We start from the raw sequence: 14,962 nt of genomic DNA on the forward strand, positions 1-14,962 counted from the left end.
AACGGACCTCCCCCGAGCGGGGGAGACGATCTCCGCGCGCGGGGGAGGAACCGACCCCGTTCCCCGGGCCAGGCTGTCCACCATGACCAGCATCGACATACAGGACCTCACCAAGGAGTACGGCAGCAAGCGCGCCGTGGACCACCTCACCTTCCGCGTGCTCCCCGGCCGGGTCACCGGCTTCCTCGGCCCGAACGGCGCCGGGAAGTCCACCACCCTGCGCCTCGTCCTCGGCCTGGACCGCCCGACGTCCGGCACCGCCACGGTCGGCGGCCGCGCCTACGCCACCCTCGACGAACCCCTGCGCCACGTGGGCGCGCTGCTCGACGCCCAGGCCCCGCACGGTTCACGGACCGCCCGCGACCATCTGCGGGCGCTCGCGGCAAGCAACCGCATCGGGGCCGGCCGCGTCGACGAGGTCCTGGAGGAGGCCGGACTGGCCTCGGTCGCGCGGCGCCGAGTGAAGACGTACTCCCTGGGGATGCGCCAGCGCCTGGGCATCGCGGCCGCCCTGCTCGGCGACCCGCCCGTGGTGCTGCTCGACGAACCGTCCAACGGTCTGGACCCCGAGGGCATCATCTGGATCCGCGAACTGCTGCGCCGCCTCGCCCGCGAGGGCCGCACCGTCCTGGTCTCCAGTCACCTCATGAACGAGACCGCGTCCTTCGCCGACCACCTGATCGTCCTCGGCCGCGGACGGCTGCTCGCCGACACTCCCATGCGGGACTTCATCCACGCGCGCGTGGAGCCGCGCGTCCGGGTACGCACCACCGACGGCCCCGCACTGCGGGGGCTCCTCACGCGGCACGGTTACGAAGCGAGCGTGGACGACGAGGGGCGGTGGACCGTCCACCAAGCGCGCGTGGAGGACATCGGCCGCCTCGCCTCGGATGCCGGACTGCCCCTCCTCGAACTCTCGGCGGAAGAGGGCACGTTGGAACAGGCCTACCTCGATCTGACGGCCGCAGAAGCCGAGTTCACCTCGACCCCCGCCCAGCCCCAGGAGGCCTGATCATGGCGTTCGCACCCGTACTCCACGCCGAGTGGATCAAGATCCGTACTCTGCGGTCGATGCTCTGGGCCCTCGGTACGATCGTTCTCGCCACCGCGGCCTTCTCGGCGCTCGCCGCACTCGACGGAGGCGGGGACTTCGACCCGCTGTTCGCGGCGTTCTTCGGGGTCAGTTTCGGGCAGGTCGCGGCGGTCGCCTTCGGCGCGACGGCCGTCTCGTCCGAGTTCCAGGCCGGCGCCCTGCGCGTCTCGTTGTCCGCCGTGCCCCAGCGGGGGCGGTGGTTCGCGGCCAAGGCGGTGGCCGTCGGCGTACCGGCTCTGGCCGTCGGTCTGTTCACGGGCGTCGTGAGCCTGGCCGTGGGCACGGCGGTCCTCGGCGAGAAGGCGAACGGGCTCACCTGGACCGAGGGCCTGCGCGGAGCCGTCGGCTGTGGCGTCTACCTGGCGCTGATGGCCCTGCTCGCGGCCGGACTCACGGCCCTGCTGCGCAGCGGTGTCGCCACACTCGGCATCCTGATCCCCTTTCTGCTCCTCGTGTCCTTCGTGGTCGGAGACAAGTCGGGAACCGTCGCCGACTTCCTGCCCGACAAGGCGGGACAGGTGGTTCTCCACGAGACGCAGCAGGGAACGCTCGGGCCCTGGAGCGGACTGGCGGTGACGGCGTGCTGGACAGCGGCGGCGCTGCTGGCGGGAGCCTGGAGCATACGGCGCCGGGACGCGTGACCTGCAGGGCAGGTGCCCCCGCCTCCAACTGTCAGTCCCGGCAGGTTTACTGGACCCCATGGACATCGAGCGGTACCTGGCCGCGATCGACGAGGTGTGCTCCCGCCCCTTCCCGGCAGAGCACGGCAGGTCGGACGTAGGCCTGGCGGGACCGGGGTATTTCATCGCGGAGTTAGCGACGAGCCACGGGGCACGGACGGCCGACGCGGTGGAGCGAACAGGGACAGCGGAGGACTTCCACGACGTCAAGGAGGCCATCTCCGAGCAGCTGAACAGCCGTTGGGGACGGCAGCAGCCACCCTGGGGCATGCTCACCCTCAGGGTGCGCATCGATCGTGGCGAGGTGATACCCGAGCCCTGGAACACGTCGAGCCACGTCGTGGACGAGCTGAACGTGTGGCAGGCGGACGGATCCGGCCGCTGGGTCGCCGTCGGCGTCGCCGACCGGGAGCCGGACGACGAGATACGGCTCCTGGCCATAGTGACGGAGACGGCCCAACCGTAGCCCCGGACAGCCCGGACAGCCCGGCCATAGTCCCGGGGACAGTCCGGCCGCAGTCCCGTGGACAGTCCGGCCATGACGACAAGTCCTAGGCGAGCGCCGCCTCCCGCAACCGCCCGAACTCCTCCGCCATCGTCGCCGCCGTCCAGTGCGCGTTCAGCCCACTGGGATTGGGCAGCACCCACACACGCGTGTCGCCGATCCGCCGCTCCTGAGGACCTGTCGAGGCCTTGCGGTCATGGAACGCCGACCTGTACGCGGTCACCCCCACCACGGCCAGCCAGCGCGGCCGCAGCCGCTCGACCTTGGCGGTGAGCAGACGTCCGCCCTCCGCGTACTCCTCGGCGGTCAGCTCGTCGGCACGGGCGGTCGCCCGCGCCACGACGTTCGTGATCCCGAGCCCGTACGCGGGCAACTGGCCCTGCTCGGACGGCTTCATGAGCCGTGGGGTGAAGCCGGACAGGTGCAGCACCGGCCAGAAGCGGTTGCCTGGACGGGCGAAGTGATGGCCCGTCGCGGCCGTCATCAATCCCGGATTGATGCCGCAGAAGAGCACACGGAGACCGTCCGCGACGACATCCGGTACGAGACGGTCGCGGGCGGCCTGAAGCTCCGCAGCGGTGAACCGCGTCAGAGGATCGCCCCCGGCGCGTAGCCCGCGGCCTCGGGGCGCTGCTTCACGATCTCCTCGATGCGGCCGACGACGGCGGCGACCTGGCCGGCGGCGGCGCCCGTGAAGGACAGCTTGTCGGCCATCAGCGCGTCGAGCTGGGCCCGGTCCAGTGGGATGCGTCCGTCCGCCGCCAGCTTGTCGAGCAGTTCGTTGCGCTCGGCACCCTGCTCGCGCATCGCGAGGGCCGAGGCGACGGCGTTCTCCTTGATGGCCTCGTGCGCGAGCTCGCGGCCCACGCCCGCGCGCACCGCGCCCATCAGCACCTTGGTCGTGGCGAGGAACGGCAGGTAGCGGTCCAGCTCCCGCGCCACGACCGCCGGGAACGCACCGAACTCGTCGAGCACCGTCAGGAACGTCTCCAGCAGCCCGTCCAGCGCGAAGAACGCGTCCGGCAGCGCGACCCGGCGTACCACCGAGCACGACACGTCGCCCTCGTTCCACTGGTCGCCGGCCAGCTCGCCGGTCATCGAGGCGTAGCCGCGCAGGATCACCATGAGGCCGTTGACGCGCTCGCAGGAGCGGGTGTTCATCTTGTGCGGCATGGCGGACGAGCCGACCTGGCCGGGCTTGAAGCCCTCGGTCACCAGCTCGTGCCCGGCCATCAGCCGGATTGTCTTGGCCAGCGACGACGGCGCGGCCGCCAGCTGCACCAGCGCGGTCACGACCTCGTAGTCCAGCGAGCGGGGGTAGACCTGACCGACCGAGGTGAACGCCTGCGAGAAGCCCAGGTGCCCGGCGATCCGGTGCTCCAGGTCCGCCAGCTTCGACGCATCCCCGCCCAGCAGGTCCAGCATGTCCTGCGCCGTACCGACCGGGCCCTTGATGCCGCGCAGCGGGTAGCGGCCGAGCAGCTCCTCGACCCGGCCGTACGCCACGAGCAGCTCGTCGGCCGCGGTCGCGAAGCGCTTGCCGAGGGTGGTGGCCTGCGCCGCCACGTTGTGCGAGCGGCCGGCCATGACCAGCTCGCCGTGCTCGCCCGCCAGCTTCCCGAGCCGCGCCAGCACGGCCACCGTACGGTCGCGCACCAGCTCCAGGGAGAGCCGGATCTGCAGCTGCTCCACGTTCTCGGTGAGGTCGCGGGACGTCATGCCCTTGTGCACGTGCTCGTGCCCGGCGAGGTCGTTGAACTCCTCGATCCGCGCCTTCACGTCGTGCCGGGTGACCTTCTCGCGCTCGGCGATCGAGGCCAGGTCGACCTGGTCCAGTACCCGCTCGTAGTCGGCGAGCGCCGCGTCCGGCACCTCGATCCCGAGGTCCTTCTGGGCCCGCAGCACGGCCAGCCAGAGCTGCCGCTCCAGCCTCACCTTCTGCTCGGGCGACCAGAGCGTGGCGAGCTCGGTGGAGGCGTACCGTCCGGCGAGGACGTTCGGGATGCGGGGCTTGGCTGGCGCAGGAGTCACGTGTCGTGATTCTACTGGCGATTAGTGCAGGCCGGCGCCCCGGGGTTCTTCGGCGGAAGCTACGAGAAACCGTACGGGACTTACGAAGCGGGCTCCGCGGCGTCCGCGATCTCCGCCAGGACGTCCGCGTGGCACAGCTCCGGCGCGCACCAGCACGCCAGCGTCCTGCCGCGCAGTGCCGGCACCAGGGCGAGGAGGCCGGGCCGCTCCATGAGGTACGCGCGGTACTTCACCATGATCTCGGCCCGCGTCCCGTCCCGTTTCTTCTTGGCGGTGTCGTACTGGAAGGGGTTGTAGAGCGGGTGCCGGGGCAGGTCCCAGTGGCCCATGGTCCAGCGCCGGCCGACGTAGACCAGATCATCGGGGGCGTTCTCCAGCCGTGGGCCGAACTCGCGGATGCGGCCCCTGAGGTTGATCACGGTGGTGGCCACGCCCGGCTCTCCCTCCGATGCGTCGGTGCGGTCCCGTACGGGCTCTTCGTTGACTGGAGTACTAGGCTGCCGGACCCTCGTACGGCAGCAACTCGGGGCGCTTCGCCGGGCGCCCGTCGCCCGATGAGCGTCCCGTCAGGCGGCGGCCGATCCAGGGCAGCAGATGCTGCCGGGCGAAGCGGACGTCGGCCGCTCGCCGCGCGCCCCACGCGGGCGGTGCCGTGACCGGCGGCGGGGTGCGCCAGCCGGGGTCCTCCGGTTCGTGGCCGAGGGTCTGCCAGACCGCCTCGGCGACCCGTCGGTGGCCCTCGGCCGTGAGGTGCAGCCGGTCCACGTCCCACAGCCGGGGATCACTCAGCGAAGGCGCCCCGTACAGGTCGACGACCAGCGCGCCGTGCCGGGCCGCCAGCTCGTCGACGCAGGCGAACAGCTCCTCCATCCGCGGCCGGAACCGCTCCAGCACCGGGCCCTGACGGCCGGGGCTGCGCATCAGGACGAGCTGCCCGCAGGACGGGGCGAGGCGTTCCACGGCTTCCTCCAGGAGCCCGCGCACCCGCCCCATGTCGCACTTGGGCCGCAGCGTGTCGTTGAGGCCGCCGACCAGCGTGACCACGTCCGCCCGCATCGCGGCCGCCGTGTCCACCTGCTCGTCGACGATCTGTCCGATGAGTTTCCCGCGCACCGCCAGATTGGCGTACCGGAACCCTGGCGCCCGCGCGGCCATCCGCGCCGCGAGGAGGTCCGCCCAGCCCCGGTAGGAACCGTCGGGCAACCGGTCCGACATGCCCTCGGTGAAGGAGTCGCCGACCGTGACAAGGCTGGTGTACGTGGGGTTCGTGGGGTTCGTCCGCATGGCGACAGAGATAGTATCCCGTGCACATACCCGGCGGTCGGTCGGCCTTCGTGGCCCGGCCGGAGACCCGTAAATCGGTCGGCGCCCGTGCTCTCAGACGGCCGGCTGCCCGAACAGCTCCCGCAACACATCCTCCATGGTCACCAGTCCCGCGAGCCGTCCGTCCGAGCCCAGCACGGCCGCCAGGTGCGTACGGCTGCGCCGCATCGCCGTCAGCACGTCGTCGAGCGGTGCGGTCTCCCGGACCCGGGCGATCTGCCGCATGTCCTTCACCGGGAAGGGCTCGTCACGCGACGCCGCGTCCAGCGCGTCCTTCACATGCAGATAGCCGACGATGCGGCGCCCCTCGTCCACCACGGGGAACCGGGAGAAGCCGGTCTCGGCCGACAACCGCTCCAGCTCCTCGGGGACAACCCCCACGCGCGCGTAGACGACGCGTTCCAGTGGCAGGGCAACGTTGCGGACGGCCGTGCGGCCGAGCTCCAGCGCGTCGTGCAGCCGCTCCTGCGCCCGGTCGTCGATGAGCCCCGCCTCACCGGAGTCCTGGACGAGACGGGCGAGCTCGGCGTCCGAGAAGGTCGCGGTCACCTCGTCCTTCGTCTCGATCCGCAGCAGCTTGAGCAGCGCGTTCGCGAAGGCGTTGACCGTGAAGATCACCGGCCGCAGCGCCCGGGCCAGCGTCACCAGCGGCGGACCCAGCAGCAGCGCGCTGCGCACCGGTTCCGCGAGCGCGACGTTCTTCGGCACCATCTCGCCGAGCAGCATGTGCAGATACGTGGCCAGGGTCAGCGCGATCACGAACGACACCGCGTGCCCGGCGCCCGGCGGGACGCCGACCGCGTGGAACACCGGCTCCAGCAGATGCGCGATCGCGGGCTCCGCCACCACACCCAGGACCAGCGTGCACAGGGTGATGCCGAGCTGCGCGGCCGCCATCAGCGCGGACACGTGCTGCAGGCCCCACAGCACACTGCGGGCACGCCGGTCGCCCTGGTCGGCGTGCGGTTCGATCTGGCTGCGGCGCACGGAGATCAGCGCGAACTCGCCGCCGACGAAGAAGGCGTTGACGACCAGCGTCGCGAGACCGATCAGCAACTGGAGGACGGTCATCGCTGCCCCTCCTCGTCGGCAGGGTCGTCGGGGCAGCCGGGACCGTCGGGGTCACCGGGGTCGCCGGACAGGAGCGGCGCGTGCATCAGTACCCGAGCGGCCCGGCGCCCCGAGGCGTCCACCACGTCGAGCTGCCACCCGGCGATATCGACGGTGTCGCCCACGGCCGGTATGCGGCCCAGTTCGGTCGCGACGAGACCCGCGAGCGTCTCGTACGGCCCGTCCGGCACGCGCAGCCCCACGCGCACTAGCTGGTCGGTACGGGCCGAGCCGTCGGCCGAGTACAGCGCGCGGCCGTCGTCGTCCGTGCCGGCCGGCGCCAGGTCGGGCGTCTCGTGCGGGTCGTGCTCGTCACGGACCTCGCCGACGACCTCCTCGACGATGTCCTCCAGGGTGACGACGCCGGCGGTGCCTCCGTACTCGTCGATGACGACCGCCATCGTGCGCTTGCCGCCCAGCCGGTCCAGGAGCCGGTCCACGGTGAGTGTCTCCGGGACGAAGAGCGGCTCGCGCAGCAGCTCGGCCACGAAGACGTGGAGACGGTTCTCGGCGGGCACGGCCAGGCAGTCCTTGATGTGGACCGTGCCGACGACCGAGTCGAGGCTGTCCCGGTAGACCGGGAAGCGGGACAGGCCGGTGGCCCGGGTCGCGTTCGTCACGTCCTCGCAGGTCGCCTGGGCGTCCAGGGCGATGACCTGGACGCGCGGGGTCATCACGTTCTCCGCGGTCAGGTCGGCGAGGTTCAGCGTGCGCACGAACAGCTCGGCCGTGTCCGCCTCCAGGGCGCCCTCCCGGGCGGAGTGCCGGGCGAGAGCGGCCAGTTCCTGGGGGCCGCGGGCGGAGGCCAGCTCCTCGGCGGGCTCGATGCCGAGGCGGCGCACGAGACGGTTCGCGGTGTTGTTGAGGTGCGTGATGAAGGGGCGGAACGCGGCACTGAACCAGCGCTGCGGGTTCGCCACGTGCCTCGCCACGGCGAGCGGGGACGAGATCGCCCAGTTCTTGGGCACCAGCTCGCCCACCACCATCAGGAAGACGGTCGACAGGCCCGTGCCGATGACCAGCGCGAGCGTGCCCGACGCCGAGCTCGGCACGCCCAGGGACTCAAGGGGCCCCGCGATCAGCCGGGCGATCGACGGCTCGGCGAGCATGCCGACCACCAGGTTGGTGACGGTGATGCCGAGCTGGGCCCCGGAGAGCTGGAACGTCAGGTTCCGTACGGCTTTGAGGGCGCCCGGCGCGCCGCGCACGCCTCGCTCGACGGCCCGCTCCAGCTCACTGCGCTCGACTGTGGTCAGCGAGAACTCGGCGGCGACGAAGGCGCCGCAGATGAGGCACAGCAGCACCGCCACCAGGAGGAGCAGCACTTCGGTCATCGGTTCACCCCCGTCCCAGAATCCGGCAGGGATGAACCGCTCGCGCGACGCCGAGCGGCGCGCGGACCGGAGGGCCGGCTACTGGGAGGCTCGCCCATGGGTGGACGCTCACAACCTTTCTGTACGGGTTGGGACGGTGCCCCCATGGTAAGGACCGGAAATGCCACTTGCGCCGATCAGTCCGGGGCCTTCCGCGTCAGTCCGGGTTACTCCGGGTCAAGTCCGCGTCAGGCCGTGTCACGCCGTCCCGTCGTCGAGCGGCTTACCCACCGCCGCCACTTCTCCTCGGGCGCTTACCCCGCCGCACGCCACGCATGGTGCGCGGTCCCGTTCCGCTGGAGCGCCATCGCGTCCCCGCGCCATCCACCGAGTCGCACGAACCGCTCCTCCGCGGCGGCCACAGCGCCGTGCCGATGCCGAGACGGCGGTGCTCCGGGTGCACCGCGAGCCGGTACAGATGGCAGCGCCAGCCGTCGAATCTTGGCCGCTCACCAACATCCGCTGCCGGTATCTACAGGGGCTTGACCCAGCGTCGCCAGTGGTCCTCGCGATGGTAGCCACCCGCGGCCCACGTGTGGTGGGCCTGTTCGTTGACTTCCAGGACCATGGCGTCGGCGCGTCGCCCGCCCAGGGCGGTGAAGCGTTGTTCTGCTGCTTCCAGCAGGGCGGTGGCGATGCCTTGCCGACGGTGGCCGGGGTGTACGGCGAGCCGGTAGGCGGAGCATCGCCATCCGTCGAATCCGGCTATGACGGTTCCGGTGAGGAGGCCGTCGCGCTCTGCGAGGAGCAGGGCTTCGGGGTCTCGTGTGATGAGTCGGGCCACTCCGTCGTGGTCGTCGCTGATGCTCGTTCCTTCCGCGGCGTCGCGCCAGAACCGCAGCACGGTGTCGATGTCCGCGAGGGTGGCGTGGCGGATGTGGAGATCGCTCATGGGGTGAGCCAAGCAGAGCGCCGGCCTGTCTGGCGAACGGTTTCCGTGCCGAGTGTGGACATCGTGGGCTGCTCACCGTCATCGGCGGGGCCAGGGGGAGCTGCCCCTCCTCCTGGTCCCGCCGATGGCATGCGTCCTGCGTGCAGGGGCACGGGGTAGCGGGAGCAGTCGAACCAGGCGATGGTCTGGTGACACACCGTTACGATGGCTCACGCCCCCGCTGTGATACCTGGCCCCACGTCTTCGAGGACGAGGACTGGGAGGATGGCCAGTCCTAGATCCTGAAGATCCACGTTCGGGCCGGCGGCCTTCTCGGCAACGCTGGGCAGCCAGCCTGAACGCCTTGCGGCGTTCGTCGACAGGCGCGAGGCCGGCGATCTTTTGCGTACACCGAAGCCCTCGCGGGAGGTCCACGACGCGTACAGGTTGACCTGGACGCCGGTGCGCAGCCACTGCTCCAGCCCCAGTGTGGAGCGGGACGCCGGGCGGGCCCGGCGGGTACGGGCCGGGGGTGGCTGCCCTGGATGGACATCCGGGCAGGAGTCCGCACAACCTCTGATGATCAAGCGATGGCCACACGCTCACAACCGGGGCCACGGGCTACTTGTACTCCGGTGCCGATTCGGGCACGGGACGACACGGTCCTGCCGTGTTCTACGCGCTGGGGTGGCCGTCGAGAAAGCGAAGCAGCACAGCGGCCTCCGCGCGGAGCCGCGCGACTCGGTCGGCGTGGGCGGGTGCAGTCATCTGTGCCGCGGCTTCCAGTCGTTCCGTGGCCTCGGCTCGCACGATGTCCGCCACAGTGCACTCGCTCAGCTCACGCCGCACTGCCTCGGTGGCGCCGACACCGACCGGTGACTGTTCGAGGGCCAGGCCGCGCGTCGCGGCTTCGGCCACGGGGACCGCCTCCGCGTTGTCCAGCGCGGCCAGCGTCGAGCGCAGGGCGCTCACCGCGGCCTTGTCACGGGAGCGCATCGCTTCCGGGAGGGCTTGACGCATACGAACACGTAGGGACATGCCGGGACCCTATGGCCGCGCTCCCGGCCTCACAACGGGATATCCCCCGCTGCGCCAGAATTCCCGCCCGTTGAATAGCTCGGCGTCGGCAACTCATGGGCCCACTCATGATCAGCGACTGCACCCACGTCAGATCACGCACCCGGACTGGAGTACCGGGCGACGGGCCGTCAGGCAGAAATGTCTGAAACCTGACCGTCACCCCCTCCAACCCTTTCGCTGCCCTCTTTGTCTCACATGACGCAGATGCGTAATACGCAAAAAGCGAGAGGAGTTGTTCATCGATGAGACGCTGTGCAACGTTGCTGGCGTTGCTGGCACTGGTGTTGACAGGAGCGGGCGCCGTGCCGGCTGCTGCTGCCGCGCCGCAGGCCGGCGCTTGCGAGACGGGCTGGGGGAGTATGGCGAAGTCGGCACCGGGGTCGACAGCGATGACCGGTTCCCTGACGGACGTCAGGACCGGCCGTCACGCGTGCTACGACCGGATGGTCTTTGATATTCCGGGCATGACGACGGACGACCCGGCCCTGTACTGGGTGCAGTACGTCCCCGGCTTCGCCCACCCGCCGTCCCAGACCGGCATCCCTGTCGATGGCGGGGCCGTCATCGAAATCGAGTTCACCGCGCCGGTCGATGACTCGCAGTACCCCGTCCGACTCGCGGATCCACTGCCGGGACTGGACTTCAGCGGCTACCAGACCTTCCGGGACGCAAAGTTCGGCGGCTACTACTACGGAGGGACTCACATCGGACTCGGTGTCCGGGCCAAGCTGCCGTTCCGGGTGCTGGTACTGCCCGACCGGCTGGTGGTGGACGTGGCACACAGCTGGTAACCGGGCCCTGCCCGCGCAGTGTCGCCGTGGCACGAGGCTGGCGGCGTAGCCGGTCGGGCTCGCTCTGCCCGGCTCGCTGCGCCGCGGTGGTGAGCAGCGGCGCGGACACCTCGAAAAGGCCTCCGGGTGGGTCGGCGCTGTCCATGGCAGCCACCCGCCCGGGTGGTGGTGGCAGCGGCACCGATGGCGAGGTGCACGGGCCGCGTCCCGCTCCACCCCTGCGCTGCCCAAGCCAGTCAGCTCTGCGCGGACCTTGCCTTCGTCGCCGAGGCGGGCCCCGCGCCGTCCTTCGGCGGAAGGGGCCCCGCGTTGTCCGGGGCTGTATCCGTCTAAGCCCGCGATCACCGTGCCCACCAGCTCCCCGCCCCGCTCGGCAGGACGAGTGCCTCGGGATCGCGGGCGAGGAGCCGCTCCACGCCCTCCCGGTCGTCGCTGACGCTGGTGCCCTCGGCGGCCACCTTCCGGAAGGCGAGCACGGTGTCGAGGTCGTCGGGTGCGGCGGCCCGTATGCGCAGGTCGGTCATGCGGTGATCCCAGCAGCCGTGCCGCACCGCACCCGGAATTCCAGGATCCGCACACCGCCCGCGGTGGAGCGGGACAGCGGGACCTCACTCGTCGCGCAGCGCGTCGATGACCGGCGCGAACACCTCCATGTTCGGCTCCAGCACCGTCAGATACGAGATCCCGTACCGCTCGCGCTGCGCACGCACCTGGTCGGCGATCTCCTTCAGCGTCCCCACCAGCACGATCGGCAGCTGAAGGGCCTGCTCCTCGGTGAGGTGCGGGATATGGGGCAGCCACTCCTGGACGGCCGCGCTCCGGTCGTCCGTGATGACGACCACCTGGAGGAGCAGATTGAGCTCGGCGGGTTCCTTCCGTCCGGCGGCCAGTTCCTGGTACAGGGCGACGCGCTCGTCGAGTTCCTCGGCCGTGATCGGCTGGAGCATGCCGCCGGGCAGCGACCGGGCGCCCGTGAACGCCGCGATGTCCGCGTGGTCGGCGGTGAGCCGCAGCATCCGGTCGCCGTTGGCGCCGACCAGAAGCGGCACACCTGGGCGCTGCACGGGCCGGGGCCGGAACTCGTCCGAGCCGAGGAGCCGGTCGAGCTCCTCGATCGTGCGCCGCAGATGGTCGACGCGCTCGCCCGGCGAACCCCACGGAAGGCCGACGGTCTCGTGCTCCGCCTCCACGTACCCGGTGCCGAGCCCGAGTTCGAGACGGCCGTTCGTCAGCGCGTCCGTGGTGGCCACCTCGCGGGCCAGCAGCGTGGGATTCCAGAAGCCCGCGTTGAGCACGAACGTACCGAGGCGTGGCCGCTCGGTCGCCTCGGCCGCCGCGACCAGGGCGGGGAACGGTGCCGACATGCCGAGATGGTCGGGGACCAGGATCACGTCGTACCCGAGCTCCTCGGCCCTGCGGCACTTCGCGCGCCACTCCTCGGTGGTCGTGGACTGCAGCAGACTGACCCCGAAGCGGAACGGCCGTGGCATGAACTCTCCTCACATTCAAGGGACTTGAGCGCGCCTGGCGAGTACATCACTCGTGCGCGATGGCCGCCAGCACGTTCATCCGGGATGCGCGCAGCGCGGGCAGCAGCGCCGCCACGATGCCCACGACGGCCGACCCTACGACGACCGCGACGACCGTGCCCCAGGGGATCGCCAGCGCCTTCATGCCCTGCAGCGCCAGCACCTGCTGTGTGCACACGCCCCAGACCAGCCCCAGTGCCAGCCCGAGGACCGCGCCGAACACGGCGATCACCACCGACTCCAGTCGGATCATCCGCCGCAGTTGCCGCCGGGCGAGCCCGATCGCGCGCAGCAGTCCGATCTCGCGGGTGCGCTCGACCACCGACAGGGCGAGGGTGTTGACCACGCCGAGCACCGCGATGACGATCGCGAGGCCGAGCAGCGCGTACACCAGGTAGAGCAGCACCGCGATCTGGTCGCGGACCAGCTTCTTGTAGTCGGCCTGGTCGCGGACCTGCACCTGCGGATACGGGTCGAGGGTCTTCTCCAGCCGAGAGCGCAGCTGGTCGGCGGTGGTTCCGGGGGCGGCGTTCACGTAGAGCGCCGAGTCCTGCCCGTCCGGCACGTACTTCTCGATGGTCCCGAAGCCGAAGTACAACCCGCCCTGGGTCCCGAAGCTGTCGCCGGTGTCCTGGTCGGTGAGCGCGGCCACCGTCAGGTCCGCCTTCCGGCCGGCCGGGAACTCCACCGGGATGGTGCTGCCGATCCTCACGCCGTGCTCCTTCGCGAACTTCCCGTCCATGGCGAGGGAGCCGTCGGCGAGTGCTGCCGCGGTGTCGCCCTCGGTGTACGTGATGTGGGCGACATCGTCGAGCCGCGGGTCGTAGGCGGCGGCCGTGCTCTCGATCCGCTCGCCGTCCGGCAGCCGTACCGCGACCGGTGAGAACCGCTGCCGCACGACCAGTCCGGCGCCGTCCGTGGCGCGGATCCTGTCGGTGACCTCCCGCGGGAACGGCGTGAAGTTCTGGTTCTGGACGATGAAGTCGGCGCCCAGCGTCCTGTCGATCTGGTCGTCGAACGACTTGGTCATGGAGGCGCTGGCCACCGACATCCCGCAGACCAGCGCGAGCCCCACCGTCAGCGCGGCCGCGGTGGCGCCCGTACGGCGCGGGTTGCGCAGGGCGTTGCGCTGGCTCATCCGCCCGATGGAGCCGAACAGCGCGGGGAAGGCCCCGCCCAGCACCCGGATCACCGGCCGCACCAGGAGCGGGCCCGCAGTCACGGTCGCGACGAGCGTCAGGACCACACCGAGGCCCAGCAGTGAGGCCGCCGACGCGGTCTGTGTGGAGACGGCGCACCCCACGAGCGCGGCGGCACCGGCCACGCCGACGACCGAACCGACCACCACACGCACTTTGAGGGGCCGTCCCACACCGGCGATCTCGGCGTCCGCGAGCGCCGCCATCGGCGAGACGCCCGCCGCGCGCCGCGCCGGGAGGTACGCCGCGACGAAGGTGACGCCGACGCCCACGGCGTACGCCGAGACGGGAGTGGCCCAGCCGATCACGATCTCCGTGGACTTGAGGTTCATCCCGAGTGCACCCATGAGCCCGATCAGCCCGAAGGCGAGCCCGATACCCGCGGCGAGCCCCAGCGTCGAGCCGACCAGGCCGAGCAGTGTCGCCTCGGTGAGCACGGACCGGCGCACCTGCCGACGGTCGGCACCCAGCGCCCGCAACAGGCCCAGCTCGCGGGTGCGCTGGGCGATCAGCATCGAGAAGGTGTTGACGATCAGGAAGATGCCGACGAGCGTGGCGATCCCGGCGAAGCCGAGCATGACGTACTTGATGACGTCGAGGAAGCCGCCGAGGGAGGCCGCGGACGACTCGGCCTGTTCGTCGGCGGTCTGGTAGGCGTACGTGGTGCGCCCGAGCTCGGCGGCGATGCGCTGCTTGACCACCGTGTCGCCGACGCCGGGCGCGGCGGTCACCGAGATCCCGGTTGCGGCGTCGGGCGAACCGAGCAACTCGGTCTGTGCCGTCCGGGTGTCGAGGAACACCAGTGCGGCACCCGGGTTGGTGGTGGTGAAGGTGGCGATCCCGACGACCTCCACCTTGAAGGAGCCCGGCTGGGCGAGCACCGTCAGGGTGTCGCCGATCTTCACGTCCTTCTTCTTCGCGGTGTCCGCGTCGAGGAGCGCCTGACCGGGCCCCTCGGGCGCGTGTCCCGAGGTCAGCTTCACCGGGCTGCGGTCGGTGACGTACCAGTTGGTGGCGATGGTGGGGGCGCCCGTCGTCGGGCCGACCGGCTCGTTGTCGCGGTCGACGACGGTGATGTTCTCCACGGAGGCGTCGACATGGGTGTCCGCGACGCCGTCGATCCGGGCGATCCGCTGCGCGAGCGACGCGGGCACCGTCGGCGTCGCACCCGACGGGATCTGTGACTCCAGGTCCTCCTTGGGTGTCACGGTCACGTCGGCCGATGTGGAGGCGAACAGCCGGTCGAAGGTGCGGCTGACCGTGTCCGAGAAGATCAGGCTGCCCGCGACGAAGGCCACGGACAGCAGGACGGCCAGCGCGGACAGCAGCAGCCGGCCCTTGTGCGCGAGAAAGCTCCGGAGCGTCGCCTTGAGCACG

At 71.0% G+C, this 14,962-nt stretch carries 15 protein-coding genes and 1 pseudogene; 4 read left to right on the top strand and 12 right to left on the bottom strand.

The features are described from left to right. Nucleotides 1-82 precede the first annotated feature (82 nt). The 3 genes from E0500_RS37460 to E0500_RS37470 are packed head-to-tail and all read left to right on the top strand — an operon-like array spanning nucleotide 83 to nucleotide 2,239. Entirely contained in the window at nucleotides 83-1,012 is a 930-nt protein-coding gene (locus E0500_RS37460) for an ATP-binding cassette domain-containing protein (RefSeq protein WP_131563767.1), read from the top strand. A gap of 2 nt (nucleotides 1,013-1,014) precedes the next feature. Next, on the top strand, nucleotides 1,015-1,734 hold the full coding sequence (locus E0500_RS37465) for an ABC transporter permease (RefSeq protein WP_131563768.1): 720 nt from the start codon (nucleotides 1,015-1,017) through the stop codon (nucleotides 1,732-1,734). Nucleotides 1,735-1,792: 58 nt separating this feature from the next. After that, on the top strand, nucleotides 1,793-2,239 hold the full coding sequence (locus E0500_RS37470) for a hypothetical protein (RefSeq protein ID WP_131563769.1): 447 nt from the start codon (nucleotides 1,793-1,795) through the stop codon (nucleotides 2,237-2,239). A gap of 85 nt (nucleotides 2,240-2,324) precedes the next feature. On the opposite strand, the gene mug is transcribed toward E0500_RS37470, so the two are convergent. From mug to E0500_RS37515, 9 genes are all read right to left on the bottom strand, one after another. After that, nucleotides 2,325-2,870, bottom strand: a complete 546-nt coding sequence (gene mug, locus E0500_RS37475) for a G/U mismatch-specific DNA glycosylase (protein ID WP_131563798.1) — start codon at nucleotides 2,868-2,870, stop codon at nucleotides 2,325-2,327. After that, the gene (gene purB, locus E0500_RS37480) at nucleotides 2,867-4,309 is read right to left on the bottom strand and encodes an adenylosuccinate lyase (protein WP_131563770.1); all 1,443 of its coding nucleotides are present in this window, start codon (nucleotides 4,307-4,309) and stop codon (nucleotides 2,867-2,869) included. Before purB ends, mug begins: the two co-directional genes overlap by 4 nt. Nucleotides 4,310-4,389: 80 nt before the next feature. After that, nucleotides 4,390-4,740 carry a DUF4326 domain-containing protein gene (locus E0500_RS37485; protein WP_131563771.1) on the bottom strand — a complete coding sequence of 117 codons (351 nt, stop codon included), beginning with the start codon at nucleotides 4,738-4,740 and terminating at the stop codon, nucleotides 4,390-4,392. Nucleotides 4,741-4,801: 61 nt separating this feature from the next. Further along, a complete protein-coding gene (locus E0500_RS37490; protein ID WP_131563772.1) occupies nucleotides 4,802-5,593 on the bottom strand; it encodes an SGNH/GDSL hydrolase family protein in 792 nt (263 codons plus the stop codon). A 93-nt stretch (nucleotides 5,594-5,686) separates the two neighbouring features. After that, nucleotides 5,687-6,703, bottom strand: coding sequence for a hemolysin family protein (locus E0500_RS37495; protein WP_131563773.1), 1,017 nt, complete (start codon nucleotides 6,701-6,703; stop codon nucleotides 5,687-5,689). Continuing rightward, nucleotides 6,700-8,076: a hemolysin family protein gene (locus E0500_RS37500; protein WP_131563774.1), complete on the bottom strand. Its 1,377-nt coding sequence runs from the start codon at nucleotides 8,074-8,076 to the stop codon at nucleotides 6,700-6,702. Before E0500_RS37500 ends, E0500_RS37495 begins: the two co-directional genes overlap by 4 nt. A 262-nt stretch (nucleotides 8,077-8,338) precedes the next feature. Next, a complete protein-coding gene (locus tag E0500_RS37505; protein ID WP_399120686.1) occupies nucleotides 8,339-8,518 on the bottom strand; it encodes a hypothetical protein in 180 nt (59 codons plus the stop codon). Between the two features lie 69 nt (nucleotides 8,519-8,587). Further along, nucleotides 8,588-9,007 (bottom strand): GNAT family N-acetyltransferase, encoded by a 420-nt coding sequence (locus E0500_RS37510; RefSeq protein ID WP_131563775.1) that lies wholly within the window; start codon nucleotides 9,005-9,007, stop codon nucleotides 8,588-8,590. A 654-nt stretch (nucleotides 9,008-9,661) separates the two neighbouring features. Beyond that, nucleotides 9,662-9,982 (bottom strand): hypothetical protein, encoded by a 321-nt coding sequence (locus E0500_RS37515; RefSeq protein ID WP_131563799.1) that lies wholly within the window; start codon nucleotides 9,980-9,982, stop codon nucleotides 9,662-9,664. A gap of 473 nt (nucleotides 9,983-10,455) precedes the next feature. Between E0500_RS37515 and E0500_RS37520 the strand changes: the two genes are divergently transcribed. Continuing rightward, a complete protein-coding gene (locus E0500_RS37520) occupies nucleotides 10,456-10,857 on the top strand; it encodes a hypothetical protein (protein ID WP_309505284.1) in 402 nt (133 codons plus the stop codon). 321 nt (nucleotides 10,858-11,178) lie between these two features. Here E0500_RS37520 and E0500_RS37525 read toward each other — a convergent pair. The 3 genes and pseudogenes from E0500_RS37525 to E0500_RS37535 all read right to left on the bottom strand — a co-directional run. Then, a pseudogene (locus E0500_RS37525) lies at nucleotides 11,179-11,381 on the bottom strand (GNAT family N-acetyltransferase); the annotation flags it as partial. Nucleotides 11,382-11,465: 84 nt separating this feature from the next. After that, a complete protein-coding gene (locus E0500_RS37530) occupies nucleotides 11,466-12,347 on the bottom strand; it encodes an LLM class F420-dependent oxidoreductase (protein ID WP_131563778.1) in 882 nt (293 codons plus the stop codon). 46 nt (nucleotides 12,348-12,393) lie between these two features. Further along, entirely contained in the window at nucleotides 12,394-14,961 is a 2,568-nt protein-coding gene (locus E0500_RS37535) for an FtsX-like permease family protein (RefSeq protein WP_131563779.1), read from the bottom strand. Nucleotide 14,962: the final 1 nt, after the last annotated feature.

Origin of the sequence: Streptomyces sp. KM273126, from assembly GCF_004337435.2 — a bacterium.
Lineage (GTDB): Bacteria > Actinomycetota > Actinomycetes > Streptomycetales > Streptomycetaceae > Streptomyces > Streptomyces acidicola.